Annotated in this window: 15 protein-coding genes; 7 read left to right on the top strand and 8 right to left on the bottom strand. The window is 66.4% G+C overall.

All coding sequences use genetic code 11. The features are described from left to right. Positions 1–44: 44 nt before the first annotated feature. From ACU18_RS07075 to ACU18_RS07050, 6 genes are all read right to left on the bottom strand, one after another. A complete protein-coding gene (locus ACU18_RS07075; protein WP_050684829.1) occupies positions 45–377 on the bottom strand; it encodes a metal-sulfur cluster assembly factor in 333 nt (110 codons plus the stop codon). A gap of 10 nt (positions 378–387) precedes the next feature. Beyond that, positions 388–1,176, bottom strand: coding sequence for a Fe-S cluster assembly ATPase SufC (gene sufC / locus ACU18_RS07070; RefSeq protein ID WP_050684828.1), 789 nt, complete (start codon positions 1,174–1,176; stop codon positions 388–390). 78 nt (positions 1,177–1,254) lie between these two features. Beyond that, positions 1,255–1,614: a non-heme iron oxygenase ferredoxin subunit gene (locus tag ACU18_RS07065; RefSeq protein ID WP_050684827.1), complete on the bottom strand. Its 360-nt coding sequence runs from the start codon at positions 1,612–1,614 to the stop codon at positions 1,255–1,257. A 20-nt stretch (positions 1,615–1,634) separates the two neighbouring features. Continuing rightward, complete coding sequence (gene sufD / locus ACU18_RS07060) at positions 1,635–2,921, bottom strand: Fe-S cluster assembly protein SufD (protein WP_050684826.1); 1,287 nt, start codon at positions 2,919–2,921, stop codon at positions 1,635–1,637. A gap of 2 nt (positions 2,922–2,923) precedes the next feature. Next, positions 2,924–4,387 (bottom strand): Fe-S cluster assembly protein SufB, encoded by a 1,464-nt coding sequence (gene sufB / locus ACU18_RS07055; RefSeq protein ID WP_050684825.1) that lies wholly within the window; start codon positions 4,385–4,387, stop codon positions 2,924–2,926. After that, entirely contained in the window at positions 4,387–5,229 is an 843-nt protein-coding gene (locus tag ACU18_RS07050) for a helix-turn-helix domain-containing protein (RefSeq protein ID WP_082178215.1), read from the bottom strand. Before ACU18_RS07050 ends, sufB begins: the two co-directional genes overlap by 1 nt. Positions 5,230–5,336: 107 nt before the next feature. On the opposite strand from ACU18_RS07050, the gene ACU18_RS07045 reads away from it, so the two are divergent. From ACU18_RS07045 to ACU18_RS07035, 3 genes are read left to right on the top strand one after another with little or no spacing between them, the layout of a single operon-like run. Continuing rightward, a complete protein-coding gene (locus tag ACU18_RS07045) occupies positions 5,337–6,305 on the top strand; it encodes an ABC transporter ATP-binding protein (protein WP_050684823.1) in 969 nt (322 codons plus the stop codon). Then, complete coding sequence (locus ACU18_RS07040) at positions 6,302–7,117, top strand: ABC transporter permease (RefSeq protein ID WP_082178214.1); 816 nt, start codon at positions 6,302–6,304, stop codon at positions 7,115–7,117. The genes ACU18_RS07045 and ACU18_RS07040 overlap by 4 nt, the downstream gene beginning before the upstream one ends. A 7-nt stretch (positions 7,118–7,124) precedes the next feature. After that, positions 7,125–8,075, top strand: coding sequence for a COX15/CtaA family protein (locus ACU18_RS07035; protein ID WP_050684822.1), 951 nt, complete (start codon positions 7,125–7,127; stop codon positions 8,073–8,075). A 72-nt stretch (positions 8,076–8,147) separates the two neighbouring features. On the opposite strand, the gene ACU18_RS07030 is transcribed toward ACU18_RS07035, so the two are convergent. Continuing rightward, complete coding sequence (locus ACU18_RS07030; protein WP_050684821.1) at positions 8,148–10,496, bottom strand: SulP family inorganic anion transporter; 2,349 nt, start codon at positions 10,494–10,496, stop codon at positions 8,148–8,150. Positions 10,497–10,638: 142 nt separating this feature from the next. Here ACU18_RS07030 and ACU18_RS07025 point away from each other — a divergent pair, with 142 nt between their 5' ends. Further along, the gene (locus ACU18_RS07025; RefSeq protein WP_050684820.1) at positions 10,639–11,322 is read left to right on the top strand and encodes an SDR family NAD(P)-dependent oxidoreductase; all 684 of its coding nucleotides are present in this window, start codon (positions 10,639–10,641) and stop codon (positions 11,320–11,322) included. 22 nt (positions 11,323–11,344) lie between these two features. Here ACU18_RS07025 and ACU18_RS07020 read toward each other — a convergent pair whose 3' ends face one another. Continuing rightward, a complete protein-coding gene (locus tag ACU18_RS07020) occupies positions 11,345–12,304 on the bottom strand; it encodes a heme o synthase (protein ID WP_050684819.1) in 960 nt (319 codons plus the stop codon). Between the two features lie 510 nt (positions 12,305–12,814). Here ACU18_RS07020 and tkt point away from each other — a divergent pair. The 3 genes from tkt to ACU18_RS07005 are packed head-to-tail and all read left to right on the top strand — an operon-like array spanning position 12,815 to position 17,709. Then, positions 12,815–14,932, top strand: a complete 2,118-nt coding sequence (tkt, locus tag ACU18_RS07015) for a transketolase (RefSeq protein WP_050684818.1) — start codon at positions 12,815–12,817, stop codon at positions 14,930–14,932. A gap of 23 nt (positions 14,933–14,955) precedes the next feature. Continuing rightward, complete coding sequence (gene tal, locus ACU18_RS07010; protein WP_050684817.1) at positions 14,956–16,071, top strand: transaldolase; 1,116 nt, start codon at positions 14,956–14,958, stop codon at positions 16,069–16,071. Positions 16,072–16,077: 6 nt separating this feature from the next. After that, on the top strand, positions 16,078–17,709 hold the full coding sequence (locus ACU18_RS07005) for a glucose-6-phosphate isomerase (protein ID WP_050684816.1): 1,632 nt from the start codon (positions 16,078–16,080) through the stop codon (positions 17,707–17,709). Positions 17,710–17,714: the final 5 nt, after the last annotated feature.

Genomic DNA, 17,714 nt, shown 5'->3' with positions numbered 1-17,714 from the left:
AACGACCGCTAGAACCCGCCAGGTAACCGGCCGTCGTCGTACTTTCAGATGTTGAAGCCGAGGGCCCGCATCTGGTCCTTGCCGTCGTCCGTGATCCGCTCGGGACCCCACGGCGGCATCCAGACCCAGTTCAGGCGCCACTCGTCCACAACGCCGTCGAGGGACTTGCCCACCTGCTCCTCGAGGACGTCGGTGAGCGGGCATGCTGCGGTGGTCAGCGTCATGTCGATCAGCAGCGCGCCGTCGTCGTCGGAGTACTTGAGCCCGTAGAGCAGGCCCAGGTCCACGATGTTGACGCCGAGCTCGGGATCGATGACATCCTTCAACGCCTCTTCGACGTCCTCCAGGGCCGTCTGGCCCGGCTTGATATCAGTCATGGCGGGTCCCTTACAGGGCCGGTGCCGCAGCGATGGCGGCAGCGCCGGCGCCCTTGGCGTAACGGTCGTAGCCTTCGTCTTCCAGGCGGTCGGCGAGCTCCGGGCCGCCCTCTTCAACAACCTGGCCGTCAACGAAGACGTGGACGAAGTCAGGCTTGATGTAGCGCAGGATCCGGGTGTAGTGCGTGATGAGCAGCGTGCCCATGTTGCCCTCGGAGTGGGCGCGGTTGACGCCTTCGGAGACGACCTTGAGCGCGTCGACGTCCAGGCCTGAGTCGGTTTCGTCCAGGATGGCGAACTTGGGCTTGAAGAGCTCAAGCTGAAGGATCTCGACCCGCTTCTTTTCGCCGCCGGAGAAGCCTTCGTTGACATTGCGCTGGGCGAAGTCGGCGTCGATGCGCAGCTGCTCCATGGCAGCCTTGACGTCCTTGGTCCAGGTGCGCAGCTTGGGGGCTTCGCCGTCGATGGCGGTCTTGGCGGTGCGCAGGAAGTTGGTCATGCTCACGCCGGGAACCTCGACAGGATACTGCATGGCGAGGAAAACGCCGGCGCGGGCACGCTGGTCAACGCTCATTTCCAGGACGTCTTCGCCGTCCAGCGTGATGGAGCCGCTGGTGACGTTGTAGCGGGGGTGTCCGGCGATGGTGGAGGCCAGCGTGGACTTGCCGGACCCGTTGGGACCCATGATGGCGTGGGTTTCGCCGGTCCGGATGGTCAGGCTGACGCCCTTCAGGATTTCCTTGGTGCCCTGCTCCGTCTCAATGCTGACGTGCAGGTCCTTGATCTCAAGAGTAGACATATGTCTTGTTCTCCTCTGCACCGGCCTGGCGGCTGCGGTGCGGTCTTTGTCTGGAAGTTGGTTCGTGAATCTGTGGTGCTAGCTGAAGGTTGGTGCCTCGGCGCCGTTGAGGACGTTGCTGAAGTCCACGTAGACCTCGTCGGCCCGGATTTCAACAGCGAACACAGGAACGGGATCGTAGGCGGGCAGCTGCAGGGGCTGGCCACTGCGCAGGTCGAACTGGGAGCCGTGGCCCCAGCACTCGATGGCGCACCCTTCCACTTCGCCCTCGGACAGGGAAATGTCCGCGTGCGAGCAGGTGTCGCCGATCGCATGGATCTCCCCCATGGAGTCCTTGACGATGGCCACCGGGTAGTCCTCGATCAGGATCCGCAGGGCCTGCTTCGGCGAAATGTCATCGACTTTGCAGACGAGTTCGCCTTTTGGCTGGTCAGTCATGTGTTCCCGTGCCCCGTGCCTTAGTTTTCCGTCAGCGCGAGTTCGCGCTCCACGGCGTCCGTGAGGCGTTCCTCAAGGGCGGGTACCTTGATCTGCTGGATGATCTCGTTCAGGAAGCCACGGACCACGAGGCGGCGGGCCACGTTTTCCGGGATGCCGCGGGCCATCAGGTAGAACAGGTGCTCGTCATCCAGCCGGCCGGTGGCGCTGGCGTGGCCGGCACCCTCGATCAGGCCCGTCTCGATTTCGAGGTTCGGGACGGAATCGGCGCGGGCGCCGTCCGTGAGCAGCAGGTTGCGGTTGGCCTCGTAGGTGTCGGTGCCTTCTGCTTCCTTGCGGATCAAGACATCGCCCACCCAGACGGCGTGCGCGTTGCGGCCCTGCAGGGCACCCTTGTACAGCACGTTGGACTTGCAGTTGGCCACGGCGTGGTCAACAAACAGGCGCTGCTCAAGGTGCTGGCCGGCGTCGGCGAAGTACAGGCCGAACAGTTCGGCTTCGCCGCCGGGGGCGGTGAAACGCGCGGACGGCGTGACCCGGACCAGGTCACCGCCCAGGCTGACCATAACGTGCTTGAGCTTTGCGTCGCGGCCGATCTTTGCCTGCTGCGAGGAGGCGTGCACTGCTGCGTCGTCCCATTCCTGAAGGGACACCACCGTGAGGTTGGCGCTGTCCTCAACAACGATTTCGACGTTTTCGGCCACCACGGCGTTGCCGGTGTGGTTGAGCACAACAACGGCCTTGGAGAACTTCTTCGCCACGATCACCAGGTGCTGGGCGGCGGCGTCGGCCGAACTGCCCGTGATGTTGACGGTGATTTCCGAATCGGCTTCGAACTCTTCGGGGATGGTCACCACGGTGGCCTCGGCGAAGTTCTCCCAGGCGTTGGCGGAGACCCGGTCCTCCGGGATCCCGGCGGTGCCGATCCGCTGGTCGTCGCGGCCAACCGTTTCCACGATGACAGCGTCAGGACCGCTGACGGACACGGCGGGGGCCGCGCCGGAGAGGACCTCGCTGTGCAGGCCGCGGAGCCGTTTGAGCGGGGTGAAGCGCCAGTCCTCTTCCAGGCCGGTCAGCGGCTTGAAGTCCGCCAGCTTGTAGGAGGTCAGGCGGCCGGCGCGTGAGCTGTCCGGAATGCCTTCGCCGCCGCCGTGGGAGTGGCTCTTGGCAGAGGCCCCCGCCAGCGGGGACTTGGCGCCCGCAGCGTTGATGGGCGAAAGGCTTTCGCCCTCTTCAGTGAAACCGTCGATGAACGGCTGGGCTGAGGGCGCGCCGATGCGCGCTTTTTCGGTAGTGATTTCAGTCATCGTTATCCGACGGACCCTTCCATCTGCAGTTCAATCAGGCGGTTCAGCTCAAGTGCGTATTCCATGGGGAGTTCCCGGGCGATCGGCTCGATGAAGCCGCGCACGATCATCGCCATGGCCTCGTCTTCGCGCATGCCGCGGGACATCAGGTAGAACAGCTGCTCTTCGCTGACGCGTGACACGGTGGCCTCGTGTCCCATCACAACGTCGTCCTCGCGGATGTCGATGTACGGGTACGTGTCCGAGCGGCTGATGGTGTCCACCAGCAGCGCGTCACAGCGGACGGTGTTGGCGGAGTGCTTGGCGCCTTCACGGACCTGGACCAGGCCGCGGTAGGCGGCTCGGCCGCCGCCGCGTGCCACCGACTTGGAGATGATGGAGCTCTTGGTGTTCGGTGCGATGTGGACCATCTTGGAACCCGTGTCCTGGTGCTGGCCTTCGCCGGCGAAGGCGATGGACAGCGTCTCGCCCTTGGCGTGCTCGCCAACGAGGTAGACGGCCGGGTACTTCATGGTGACCTTGGAGCCGATGTTGCCATCGACCCACTCCATGGTGGCGCTTTCTTCGCAGATGGCGCGCTTGGTCACCAGGTTGTAGACGTTGTTCGACCAGTTCTGGATGGTGGTGTAGCGGACGCGGGCGCCCTTCTTCACCACGATCTCCACAACGGCGGAGTGCAGGGAGTCTGAGGTGTAGATCGGCGCCGTGCAGCCCTCGATGTAGTGGACGTAGGAGTCCTCGTCCGCGATGATCAGCGTCCGCTCGAACTGGCCCATGTTTTCCGTGTTGATGCGGAAGTAGGCCTGGAGGGGGATGTCCACGTGGACGCCCTTGGGGACGTACACAAAGGAACCGCCGGACCAGACGGAGGTGTTCAGCGACGCGAATTTGTTATCGCCCACGGGGATGACGGTGCCGAAGTACTCCTGGAAGATCTCCGGGTGTTCCTTCAACGCGGTGTCGGTGTCGAGGAAGATGACGCCCTGCTGTTCCAGGTCCTCGCGGATCTGGTGGTACACCACTTCCGACTCGTACTGGGCTGCCACGCCGGAAACCAGGCGGCTGCGCTCGGCTTCGGGGATGCCAAGCTTCTCGTACGTGTTCCGGATGTCCTCGGGCAGGTCCTCCCAGGTGGCAGCCTGCTTCTCGGTGGAGCGCACAAAATACTTGATGTTGTCGAAGTCGATGCCGGAGAGGTCTGCACCCCAGGTGGGCATGGGCTTGCGGTCGAAGTACTTCAGGCCCTTCAGGCGCAGGTCAAGCATCCACTGGGGTTCGCTCTTTTTGGCCGAAATGTCCCGGACGACCTCTTCGCTGAGCCCACGTCGGGCGTTGGCGCCGACGTCGTTTTTGTCAGCCCAGCCATACTCGTAGTTACCGATGCCGTGGAGCTCGGGATTCTTTTCGAGAATCTCCGAGATCACAGTGCTTTCGGCTACCGCTTTCTCTGATAGTTGGTCCGTCATCACGGCCTTTCTTGCTGATGGTTGTTTACTTCAACCAGGCTGGCGGGGGCTGCCGGGGAGCCTGCGGGCTCCGGGGCAGACAGCCTGCCTGTAGGAATGTGGGTGGTGCAGACGTGGCCGCCGCGGGCCAGCGTGGAAAGCCGGCGGACGTCGACGCCCACCAGCCGGGAGAAAACTTCGGTCTCAACGTCGCAGAATACGGGGAAACGGGACGCGAGTTCCTGGATGGGGCAGTGTCCCTGGCACAGCTGGACGCTGGACAGGGCCGCCGGCAGCGGGGCCTTGGCTTCGATGGAGGCTGCGGAGGACACGAAGTTGTCCCGGCTCAGGGCATCGGAGAGCGCCTTGGCACGGTCGGCGATGTCCGGGCCTGCCTTGTCGATTTCCGGGGCGTAGCGGCGTTCCATGTCGGCGAAGCGTTCGACGGCGAACGCCCGGACAGCGTCCGGGCCGGCGGCTTTCTGGAGCTGCTGGAGCGCCAGGGCGGCGATGTCCAGGTAATCGTTCCCCAGGCTCGACTGGCCCTGCGAGCTCAGGACGTACCGCCGGGCGGGGCGTCCTGCGCCGCCGCCGGAGCGGGCAGCACGCTTGACTTCGATGACGCCCGCGCGCGAAAGGTTATCCAGGTGGCGCCGGACGGCGGCAGGGGTGAAGCCCAGAAGGTCGCCGAGTTCGGCGGCGCTCACGGGCCCGTGCTCCAGGACGGCGGACAGGACGCGGTCCCGGGTTCGGTCATCCGCGTCGGCCACCGCACCGGCGGCCACAGGGCTGCGGTGGGTGGGGGCCTGTGCGGCCCCGCGCCCGGTGACGGGCGCAACAGTAGCGTTACTCACGGAATACACAACACAATCATGTCGTAATTTAGTCCCGTCCTCCAGTAAGGACAGGCTGGCCTCGGCCTGGCGGCCGGCGCGGCGGCCGTAAGTACTACGTCCCGTAGAATACGTGGGTGCGATCCCCATCTTCCCCGGTCCTGTCCATTGACGGGCTTATCAAGGACGTCGGCCCCCTTTCCAGCCTCGACGGCCGGATGCTCCGCGTGGTCAGCGGTGTGTCGCTGACCGCGGAACGCGGCCAGGTCACCGCCCTCCTCGGCGCCAACGGAGCCGGTAAAACCACCACGCTCGAGTGCGCGCAGGGCCTGCAGAAGCGTACCGGGGGAACCATCACCCTGCTGGGCCAGGACCCCGCTGCGGCGGGGGCTGACCTGCGGTCCCGCGTTGGCGTGATGCTGCAGGACGGCGGCCTCCCGCCGTCGGCCAGGCCCATCCCGCTGCTGCGGCACGTCGCAGGCCTTTACGCCAACCCCTGGCCGGTGCCCGAACTCGTGGAACGGCTGGGCATCGACGCCTTCAGCCGAACCACTGTGCGCCGGCTCTCCGGCGGCCAGAAACAGCGCCTGGCCCTGGCTGCGGCGCTGATCGGCCGCCCCGAAGTGCTCTTCCTGGATGAGCCAAGCGCCGGCCTGGACCCGCAGTCACGCCAGGTGGTGTTCGAGCTCATCGCAGAACTCCGCGACGCCGGCATGGGAATCATCCTCACCACGCACCTGATGGATGACGCCCAGCGGCTTGCCGATTATGTCTACATCATCGACGGCGGCCGCAACGTAGCCGAGGGCACGGTCCAGGAACTGCTGCAGCGGGACCATGGCGTAACACCCGGCGCGGAGCAGGTGCGCACCCTGGTCTTTGATGCGGACCCCGGACTGGAGTTCGACGGCGTCCTGCCGCCCGGTGCGGAAATCCTCGAGGTCCGGGCCGGCAGCTACACGGTGACCGGCGCCCTGGCCCCGGCGCACCTGGCCGCTCTGGCCACCTGGTGGGAAGCACGCAACATCATGCCGACCGCCATGAGCCTGCAGGCGCGTAGCCTTGAAGACGTCTTTTTGGATATTTCGGGAAAGGACGTCCGATGAACGGGACCCCCGCAACCACCGGCCCTGCGCCGTCCCCCGGCGCTGCCGGAAACCCGGGCGGCAGCACGCTTTCCGGTCCGGCGACGCTCTTCCGGCGGGTGCTGCTGCAGGGCAAATACGAGGCGCTGGCGATGCTGCGGAACGGTGAGCAGCTGATCCTTGCCATCATCCTTCCGCTGCTGGCACTGGTGGGACTCACGGTCACGCCTTTCCTGGACGGCATGGGTGCCAGCCGGATCAACGTTGCCGTACCGGGCATCCTGGCCCTGTGCGCCATGTCCACGGCCTTCACCGGCCAAGGGATCGCCACGGGGTTTGACCGCCGCTACGGTGTGCTCCGCTTCCTGTCCACCACTCCCCTGGGCCGCGGTGGACTGATCGCCGGCAAGGCCCTCTCCGTCCTGGTGGTCCTGTGCCTGCAGGTGGTGGTGGTGACCCTGGTGGCGCTGCTGCTTGGCTGGCAGCCGCCCGCCGCGGGGTGGCTGCCCGGCCTGCTGCTGCTGGTCCTTGGTGCAGGCGCCTTCACGGCGCTGGGCCTGCTGGTTGCCGGAACCGTCCGGCCGGAAGCCACCCTGGCCATCACCAACCTGCTGTGGATCCTGCTGGGCGCCCTCGGCGGGATTGTCATCCCGGGCGAACGGCTCCCGGGTGCCGCGCAGGCAGTGGTGCACTACCTGCCCTCAGGTGCGCTGGGCGAGTCCCTGCGTGAGGCATTCCTTGGCGGCACCCTGAACGGCGCCGCTGCCCTTGTCCTGCTGCTGTGGACGGTTATCGCCGGTGCAGCAGCCATCCGCTGGTTCAAATGGAATTGAGTTTTTCGTGAGCACGGTTTCCCGCCTTCCTCAACTAGCCGGCCGCCTTGCCGCGCGGCTGCCCCGCACGGTGGACAAGAGTGTCCGCCGCCTGGCCGTGGCCTCCCTGATCGGGCAGACCCTGCTGGTGGTGACCGGCGGCGCTGTCCGGCTGACCGCTTCCGGACTGGGCTGCCCCACCTGGCCGCGCTGTACCGAAACGTCCCTGGTGAACACGCCGGAGATGGGAATCCACGGCTTCATCGAATTCGGCAACCGGCTGCTTACTTTTGCGCTGGCCGCCGTCGCCGCCCTCCTGCTGGTGTACCTGTGGAACCTCCGCAAGGAACGCCGGGACCTGTTCCTGCTGGCCCTGGGCCTGCTCGCCAGCATTCCGGCGCAGGCTGTGATCGGTGGCATCACCGTCCTGACCCAACTCAACCCCTGGGTGGTGGGCCTGCACTTCCTGGTCTCCATGGCCCTGGTGGTCTTCGCCACCCTGCTGGTGAACCGGGCCTACGGGCGGACCGGCAGGTTCCCCGCCCTTCGGCTTCCCGCTGTTCCGGGCGTTATGCGCCCGCTGACCGCCGCCGTCGCCATCTTCTCCATCCTGGCCGTGATGCTGGGCGTGGTGGTCACCGGAGCCGGGCCCCACGCCGGCGACGCCGACGCCCCCCGCAACAACCTTGACTGGGACCTGTTCTCACACATCCATGCCGTACCGGCTTACCTGATTACAGCAGGAACCCTGGTGGCGGTGGCAGTGGTCCTGTTGCGCCGGATCAAGGGTCCGTTCCGTGCAGCCGTGCTGGGCCTGCTGGCCGTGACGCTGCTGCAGGGCGTCATCGGCTTCACGCAGTACTACAACGGCATTCCTGAACTGCTGGTTGCGGCGCACATGCTCGGAGCCGCGCTCTTGATGTCAGCCGCTACCAACGCCTGGGATGTTGCCCGCAGCAGCCCCGTGGCTGCCGGGTAGCAGCGCGGACTCCAGTCCCTGCGCAAGGCGCCCCGGTCCACCTGGACCGGGGCGCCTTCCATTTTTAAGACGTCAGGATGCCGCTGCAGGCACAGGAGTGTTGCCGGCAGCGGCATGCGCGGGATCGAGGACCTCGATCCCGCCGGGCGTCACCAGCACCACCCGCGCGGAGGCGATGTCGTAAAACAGCCCGGTCGCCTGGACGGTGCCGGCCGCCAGGGCCGGGCCCACCAGGGGGTGGCTTTCCAGTTTGGCCAGTTGAACGGCCACGTTGACCATTCCCAGCTGGTCGAGGCGGCAGTAGCCTGCCCCGGCTGCCGCCAGCGCCACGGGATGCCCGGCCACCAGTTCGCGGTAGCTGGGCCGGGCGTGGTCCAGCCAGGCCTCGAAACCGGTGCCCAGCGCAGCGTTTCCCGTTCCGCCGGCATCGTCGAAGAGGGCCTTCATGGCGCCGCAGTTCGAATGCCCGCAGATGACAATCGAATCCACGTCCAGGCCCTTGACCGCGAAGGAAAGCGCAGAATCGATGGAGGCATCCTGGCCGTCGTGGCACACCACGTTGCCGATGTTCCGGAGCGTCAGCAGGTCACCCGGTCCGCTGCTGGTGATGAGGTTCGGGTTGACCCTGGAGTCCACGCAGGCAACAAAGAGGGTGTCCGGGTTCTGGCTGTCCGCCAGGTCCTGCACCAGTGGCTTGACCTGGTCCGCAAAGCGGCGGTGGTACTTGTTGATCCCCAGCAGGATGGAGCGCAGCGGCCTGGCTGCGGCGGAACCGCCCTCAGCTGCCGCGTGGCCGGTGACAGCGGCAGCCGGCTCCTGCCACGTGGTCCGCGGCGGCAGCGGCAGCTCACGGGCTTCCTGCCGCTTGGGGGTATTGTCCGCCGCGTCCTGGAACAGGGTGTTGCCGTGTTCCTCGAGGCTGACGCTGCCGCCGGTTGCCTGGTACTGGTTCTGCCAGGCGATCAACGCCTCGCGGAATGCATGGTCCAGGTAGTCGGCGTTCATCTCCACCACCATCTGATGGCCTTCCGGGACTGCCTGCAGGACCCGGTTGAGGCGGGGCAACGCGAAGAAGCTGCAGGAGCCGGCAATGGTGATCCGCCAGGCGGCGTCTGGGCCGGCAGGCTGGTGGGCCTTGATCTCGGCCCGGAGCACCCGCCACAGTACGCTTGCCGCGGCAAGGGCCAGGCCGATGATCACACCCTCGAGCAGGTTGAGGAACACCACGCACAGCAACGTCACGGCGTAGACCAGCAGGTCACCGGTGCGCAGGCTGGTCCGGATGTCCGCCACCTTGATCAGCCGCGCCCCGATCACCACCAGGAGTCCGGCGAGGACCGACAACGGAATCAGTTGGATCAGTCCGGCGAAGAGGGCCGAGAAAGCCAGGATCCAGATGCCGTGCAGCACGGCCGAGGAACGGGTCCGGGCGCCGGCCTCGACGTTGGTGGCGCTCCGGACGATCACGCCCGTTACGGGCAGGCCGCCAAGCGATCCGGAAACAATGTTGGCTGCGCCCTGGCCCACCAGTTCCCTGTTGAGGTTGGTGCGGGGCCCGTTCTGCATCTTGTCGACGGCGACGGCGGACAGCAGGGATTCGATGCTGGCGATCAGGGCCATGGAGAGCACGGCAAACGCAATGGTCCGCCAGTTGCCGTCCGGAAGTTCCGGCAGCGCCACGGCGTCGAAAATTGATCCGTTAAAGGAAATCCGTTCCAGGCCTGGCGCCAGTGCCACGGAGAGGGCGGTGCCGGCGGTGACGGCGGCAAGCGGACCGGGAATGCGGCGGATGGCAGGCGGAAGGTATTTCCAGCCCAGCAGGATGCCGATGACAGCAAGGCCCAGCAGTGCGGCATGGATTTCGAGTCCGGTGATGGCGGCCGGAAGTGATGCGAGGTTTTCCAGGGCCGAGCCGGCCGGCTGGGCGCCCAGCAGGACCTGGAGCTGCTGCAGGATGATGGTGATGCCGATCCCCGCCAGCATCGCCTTGACCACTACGGGGGACACCGCCAGCGCTGCCCGGCCCACCCGGCTGATGCCCAGCAGGAGCTGGACGATGCCTGCAGCTGCGGTGATGGCGCAGGTGGCCTGCCAGCCGAACTGGTCCACCAGGCCCGCCACGATCACTGTCAGTCCGGCGGCAGGCCCGCTGACCTGCAGCGGCGAGCCGCCCAGGCTGCCGGCCACGAGGCCGCCGACGGCAGCGGCGATGAGTCCGGCCATGATGGGGGCGCCGGAGGCGGCCGCGATGCCGAGGGAGAGCGGCAAGGCCACCAGGAAGACCACCAGGGACGCTGGAATGTCGGCACCCAGGTGACGCAGGAAAGCCGGCCTGCGGAGCCCGGGACGCTTGCTGCCCGGCTGGCCTGGGTTCGGCGGGCTGTGGCTGGTGGACGGGAGGTTCGAGTGACCGGGGGCCATGGATATTCCTTTGCTTGCGGGAAGGATCCATTCCACCGTAACCAGTCAGTAACGCCGAGTGACCAAAAAAGTGATCAATATGACAAGCCTGTCATATCTAGGTTGCCGAAGTAAGTTCCACGTGCCGCAGTAGGGTTTTTCCATGGGACAACTGATGGTGGTAACGGGTGCCGGACGGGGATTCGGCCGTGCCTGCGCCGAAGAATTCAGCGCACAGGGCTGGGACGTGGTGGCGGTGGTCAGGTCGGCCCAGGGGCTGGAACCGTTCGACGGCGGCATCACCGTCGTCGAGCACAACGTCACGGCCGATCCCGCAGGCGTTTTCCGGGAGGCGCTGGGTGGGCGTGGCGTGGACCTGCTGGTCAACAACGCCGCGCAGGGTGCCCCGCGCGGCGGGGTCCGCGATGTGGATCCGGACCTGCTGCTGGCAAGCCTCGATACCAACGTGGCGGGGCCGCTCCGGCTGGTGCAGGAACTGCTGCCGGCCCTGCAGTTGACTCCCGCGCCTCTCATTATCAACGTCAGCTCGCGGCTGGGCTCCCTGTCCCGGCAGGCCGCCGGGCACTACGTCCACCTGGGCACCAGCTATGCGTACCGCGTCTCGAAGGCCGGGCAGAACATGCTGACCATCTCCCTGGCCAATGAACTCGGTGGCTCAGTCCGATGCTGGGCAGTTCACCCGGGCCAACTTGCCACGGCCATGGGTGTTCCCGGGGCGTCGAAGCTGCCGGCAACGGCCGCCGTCGAACTTCTCAAGCTGGTGGAAAGCGGCGACCCGGCTCCCCTGCGGTTCTGCGCGCTGGGCGGAGCCGACCTCGAGTGGTGATGCCGGGCCGTAAAGTTGGCGGCTAACCTGCCATCACGGCGGGGCCGACGAACGGGTCAACGGCCAGGGCGATGAACAGCAGGGTGAGGTAGCTGATGGAGCCGTGGAACACCTTCATGGCGCGCTTGTCCGAGATCTCCTCGTGCTGGGCGCGGTTATACAGCGAGTGCGACTCGTAGAGGAACCATGCGCCGGCCACCACGGCCGTGACGGTGTAGACCCAACCGGCCCCGCCGGCGGGAACCATCAGCAGGGAGCAGGCCACCATGGCCCAGGCATACAGCACCACCTGCACGGAGACCACCTTGGCGCCCGCGATGGCGCCAAGCATGGGGACGTTGGCGTTGCGGTAATCCTCGCCGTAGCGCATGGACAGCGGCCAGTAGTGGGGCGGCGTCCACAGGAAGATGACCATAAACAGGATGATGGCGGGCCATTCCACCGAGTTGGTCACTGCCGCCCAGGCGATGACAACGGGGAAACAGCCGGCGGCACCGCCCCAGACGATGTTCTGGGCTGTGCGCCGTTTCAGGATGATGGTGTAGATGACCACATAGAAGAAGATGGCCGCGAGCCCCAGCCAGGCGGACAGGGGGTTGGCGCCGAACCACAGGATGGCGATGGCCGCGGCGCCCAAAAGCCAGGCAAAAACCAAAGCCTCGCGCGGGGTCACCTCACCGGTGACCAGGGGCCGCTTTTCGGTCCGGTGCATCAGTTTGTCGATGTCGCGGTCGATGTAGCAGTTGAAGGCGCCGGCACTGCCCGCGGCGAAAGCGCCACCCACCAGGGTGGCAAGGATCAAACCGATGGAGGGAAAGCCGCGCTCGGCGTAGATCATGGTGGGAAGTGTGCTCACCAGGAGCAGCTCGATCACGCGGGGCTTGGTGAGGGCGAGGTACGCCTTGGCCTTACGGGCAAACCCAGGGCCCGTGGTCCCGGATGCTTTCAGCGGCGTATCGGTTGTGCTCACGGTGGCAGTCACCCGTTCTGTGTGGCAGTTCTGTCTGGCAATGCAGCTCATGTCCGGCGGCCGGCCCGTCCGCGCACCCGCAGCTTCAACCGGCGATCCGCAAACAGCCGGATTCCGGCCCGGACGTTGACGTCCGCTGACTGGAATTGGCCTCCCCTCATCATAGCGTGCCGGAACCCGCCGCCAGTCCGGCTGATATGCGGTGATGATCGCTCACGTGCCAATTCGAGCAGATTAACTCAACCTCACAGCAGGGCCATTCATAAAAGGGGAAATAGCGTCCACAACGTGAGATTTTTCCGATTTCCGGCGCGCGGGCGGGCTAAGCTGTCACCAGATCAGCGCGCGGCAGGAATGCCTTGGAAAACGCATTCCAAGCCGGTTCGCGGCTGAGTGATAGATAACGTTTCGATGGTGAACGGCTGGTACACACCGCAGCGGGCGCCACACGGCGTGCCCCTGACCGGATCCGGTGTACCACCTGCCATCAGCACAGAGAGGGGCCCGGTTTTCGTGCCACATTTGGAAGAGCAAGAACTGTCATGGACCAGCTTGGACCAGCGCGCCGTGGACACCGTCCGCGTACTTGCCGCTGATGCAGTGGAGAAGGTGGGCAACGGCCACCCCGGAACGGCGATGAGCCTGGCCCCGGCCGCTTACCTCCTGTTCCACAAACTGATGCGCCACGATCCCCGGAACCCGGACTGGCTGGGCCGCGACCGCTTCATCCTGTCACCCGGCCATACGTCGCTGACCCTTTACATCCAGCTGTTCCTCTCCGGCTACGGCCTGGAACTGAAGGACCTCGAGGCGCTGCGCACCTGGGACTCGCTGACCCCGGGCCACCCCGAGTACAAGCACACCGCCGGCGTAGAGATCACCACCGGTCCGCTGGGCCAGGGCCTGGCCTCCTCCGTGGGCTTCGCCTACTCCCAGCGCCGCCAACGCGGTCTCTTCGACGCCGACGCCGCCCCGGGCACCAGCCCGTTCGACCACACCATCTGGGTCATCGCCTCGGACGGCGACCTCCAGGAAGGCGTCACCGCGGAGGCATCCTCCCTTGCCGGCCACCAGGAACTGGGCAACCTTGTTGTTGTCTACGATGAGAACCACATCTCCATCGAGGACGACACCGACATCTCCTTCACCGAGGATGTCCTGAAACGCTACGAGGCCTACGGCTGGCACACCCAGCGCGTTGACTGGACCAAGACCGGCGACTACGTCGAAGACGTCCAGGAGCTGTACACGGCACTGCTGGCCGCCAAGGCCGAGACCTCAAAGCCGTCCATCATCTCGCTGCGGACCATCATCGGCTACCCGGCCCCGAAGAAGCAGAACACCGGCAAGATCCACGGTTCCGCGCTGGGCGCAGAGGAAGTCGCAGGCCTGAAGGAGGTACTGGGCTTTGATCCCGCCAAGTCCTTCGACGTGGACCAGGACGTCCTGGCACACGCCCGCTCCGTTGTGGACCGCGGCGCAGCAGCGCACAAGGAATGGGAAGAGTCCTTCAACGCCTGGCAGGCAGCCAACCCGGAGGGTGCAGCACTCCTGCAGCGCATCGAGTCCAAGGAACTTCCCGACGGCGTCGACGCGGCACTGCCTGTCTTCCCGGCCGGCAAGGACGTTTCCACCCGCGCCGCCTCCGGCAAGGTACTGAACGCACTGGGTCCGGTCCTGCCGGAACTCTGGGGCGGCTCCGCCGACCTCGCCGAGTCCAACAACACCACGATTGAAGGCTCTCCGTCCTTCATCCCGGCGTCCAAGCAGACCGACGCCTGGTCCGGAAACCCCTACGGCCGGGTGCTGCACTTCGGCATCCGTGAGCACGCCGCCGCAGCAATCGTCAACGGCATCAGCCTGCACGGCAAGACCCGCGCCTTCTCCGGTACGTTCCTGATCTTCAGTGACTACCAGCGGCCCGCCATCCGCCTCGGCGCCCTGATGGGGGCCTCATCCCTGTACGTATGGACGCACGACTCAATCGGCCTGGGTGAGGACGGACCCACCCACCAGCCCGTGGAACAGCTCGCCACCCTGCGCGCCATTGTGGGCCTGGACGTTGTCCGCCCCGGTGACGCCAACGAGGTATCCATTGCCTGGAAGACCATGCTGGAAAACCACGCCAACCCGGCCGGCATTGTCCTGACCCGGCAAAATATCCCCACCTGGGAACGCGGCGAAGGTGCAGCCGACGGCGACGTCTTCGGTTCCGCCGCAGGCACCGCCAAGGGCGGCTACGTCCTCGCCGAAGCCAGCCGGGACGGTGCCACCGTTCCCGCCGACGTTGTCCTCATCGGCACCGGTTCCGAGGTCCAGCTGGCCGTCCAGGCCCGCGAGGCACTCCAGGCGGAAGGCATCGCCGCCCGCGTTGTGTCCATGCCGTGCGTCGAATGGTTCAACAAGCAGGACGCCGCCTACCGCGAATCCGTCCTGCCTGCTGCCGTCAAGGCACGCGTCTCCGTCGAGGCCGGCCTTTCGCTGGGCTGGAAGGAATTCGTTGGCGACGCCGGCCGTTCCATCTCCCTCGAGCACTACGGCGCATCCGCCGACTACAAGCGCCTTTTCCAGGAGTTCGGCATCACCGCGGAAGCAGTAGCTGCCGCCGCCAAGGACTCCCTCTCCGGCCTCCAGGCCTGAACCCGAATTTAGGAGAAACAACAATGACTACTCCCACACAGCAGCTGTCCGACGCCGGCGTTTCGATCTGGCTCGATGACCTGTCCCGCGGCCGCCTGGACACGGGCACCCTCCGCAAGCTCATCGAAGAGAAGAACGTGGTGGGTGTGACCACCAACCCGTCGATCTTCCACGCCGCCATCACCGCCGGCACCGACTATGACGGCACCATCGCCGCGCAGGCAGCCGCCGGTTCCAGCGTCGAGGAAACCATCTTCGAAATCACCACCACCGACGTAGCCGACGCCTGCGACCTGTTCGCCCCCGTCGCCGCCGCGACCAAGGGTGTTGACGGCCGTGTCTCCATCGAGGTGGACCCCCGCCTGGCCTGGGATACCGCCGGCACCATTGCCGAGGCCAAGAACCTCTACAAGAAGGTCAACAAGGACAACGTCCTGATCAAGATCCCCGCCACCCTTGAAGGCCTCGAAGCCATCACGGCCACCCTGGCAGAGGGCATCAGCGTCAACGTGACCCTGATCTTCTCCCTGGAGCGTTACCGCGCCGTCATCAACGCCTTCCAGGCCGGCCTGGAACAGGCCAAGGAAAACGGCCACGACCTCTCGAAGATCCACTCCGTGGCGTCCTTCTTCGTCTCCCGCGTCGACTCCGAAATCGACAAGCGCCTCGACGCCCTCGGCACCGATGAAGCGAAGGCCCTCAAGGGCAAGGCCGGCGTGGCCAACGCCCGCCTGGCCTACCAGGTCTACGAGGAACTCTTCAGCACCGAGCGCTGGGCGCTCCTCGCCGAAGCCGGCGCACTCCCCCAGCGTCCGCTGTGGGCCTCCACCGGAGTGAAGGACCCGGCCTACCCGGACACCCTCTACGTCACCGAACTGGTGGCCGCCGGCGTTGTGAACACCATGCCGGAGAAGACCCTTGACGCCAGCTTCGACCACGGCGTTGTCACTGGTGACACCATCACCGGCACCTACGCGGAAGCGAACGGCGTCCTGGACGCCCTCGAAGGCCTCGGCATCTCCTACAACGAGGTTGTGGCCCTTCTGGAATCGGAAGGCCTGGACAAGTTCGTGGCCAGCTGGAAGGAACTGCTGGCCGACGTCGAAGGCGCCCTCGCCGCTGCACGGAAGGCTTCCTAGTCCCCTATGAGTACTCTCAGCTACGACGCCACCGGCGCTGCCCGGCAGGCTCTTGAACAGCACCTCCCCTCCCTGGTGGCGGACCGCATCGCCACCAGGATCTTCGCCAAGGACCACACCCTGTGGGGTCCCGACGCCGAAGCCGAGTCGGCCCTCAGGCTCGGCTGGGTGGAAGCCGCCACTGTCTCGCAGGCCCTGGTGCCGGCCATCCTGGAACTCCGGGACGCCCTGCGCGCCGAAGGCGTGACCCGCATCGTGCTTTGCGGCATGGGCGGCTCCTCGCTGGCGCCCGAGGTCATTGCCGGCACCGCCGGCGTCGAGCTGACAGTGCTTGACAGCACCGACCCGGACCAGGTCCGCGCCGCACTGGCCGACCGCCTTGCCCACACCGCCATTGTGGTTTCCTCCAAGTCCGGGTCGACGCTGGAAACCGACTCCCAGCGCCGCATCTTCGAGCACGCCTTCACCGAGGCGGGCCTGGACGCCAAGAGCCGGATCATCATTGTCACCGACCCCGGCTCCCCGCTGGACAAGTCCTCCCGCGAAGCCGGCTACCGTGCCGTCTTCAACGCGGACCCCAACGTGGGCGGCCGCTACTCGGCGCTGACGGCTTTCGGTCTGGTCCCCTCCGGCCTGGCCGGTGTGGACATCCAGAAGTTCCTGGACGAAGCCGAGGAAGCCGCAGAAATCCTCAACGATGACGCTGCTGGGAACATCGGACTCGCGTTGGGCGCTGCCCTCGGCGGCACCAGTCCGCTGCGCAACAAGATCGTCATCGCGGAGGACGGCTCCGGCATTGTGGGCTTCGCCGACTGGGCCGAACAGCTCATTGCCGAATCCACCGGCAAGCTGGGCACCGGCGTGCTTCCGGTGGTCGCCGGACCCGCATCCCCCGAGGCCGGCTCCGGCGCCCCCGACGTCCTGGTGGTACGCCTGGTGGCTGCTGATGCCGACGTCGAACCCGGCGCCAACGAGGTGGCCATCGCCGGCGGCCTGGCCAGCCAGATGATGGTCTGGGAATTCGCCACGGCCGTGGCCGGCCGCCTGCTGGGCATCAACCCCTTCGACCAGCCGGACGTTGAGGCCGCCAAGGTGGCAGCCCGCGGACTCCTGGACGCGCAGCCCGAACCCACGCCGGCGGCCTTCGTGGACGGGTCCATCGAGGTCCGGGGTGGTGACTGGCTCGGCGACGCAACAACTGCGGAGGCAGCCGTCACGGCACTCCTGGGCACGTTGGATGACGACAGCTACCTCAGTGTCCAGGCCTACTTCGACCGGCTTGCCTTTGCGCAGCTCGAAGGCGTGCGGGACGAGCTGGCAGCCGTCAGCGGCCGGCCGGTCACGTTTGGCTGGGGACCGCGGTTCCTGCACTCCACCGGCCAGTTCCACAAGGGCGGACCCGCGATCGGCGTGTTCCTCCAGGTCACTGCCGCCGAAGCGGAGGACCTGGCCATTCCGGACCGTCCGTTCACGTTCGGGGAACTGATCTCCGCGCAGGCCGCAGGCGACGCCCAGGTCCTCGCGGAACACGGCCGGCCCGTGCTCCGCCTGCACCTGACAAACCGTGCCGCCGGTGTGGCGCAGCTGCAGGACACCGTCGCTGCACTGTCCGCCCGGGCATCCGCTACCGAAAGCTAAGGCGC

It is taken from the genome of Arthrobacter sp. ZBG10 (assembly GCF_001238605.1).
In the GTDB taxonomy this organism is placed as follows: domain Bacteria; phylum Actinomycetota; class Actinomycetes; order Actinomycetales; family Micrococcaceae; genus Arthrobacter.
The sequence above is the reverse complement of the archived record's forward strand: the minus strand, read 5'-3'. Positions and strand labels throughout refer to the sequence as shown.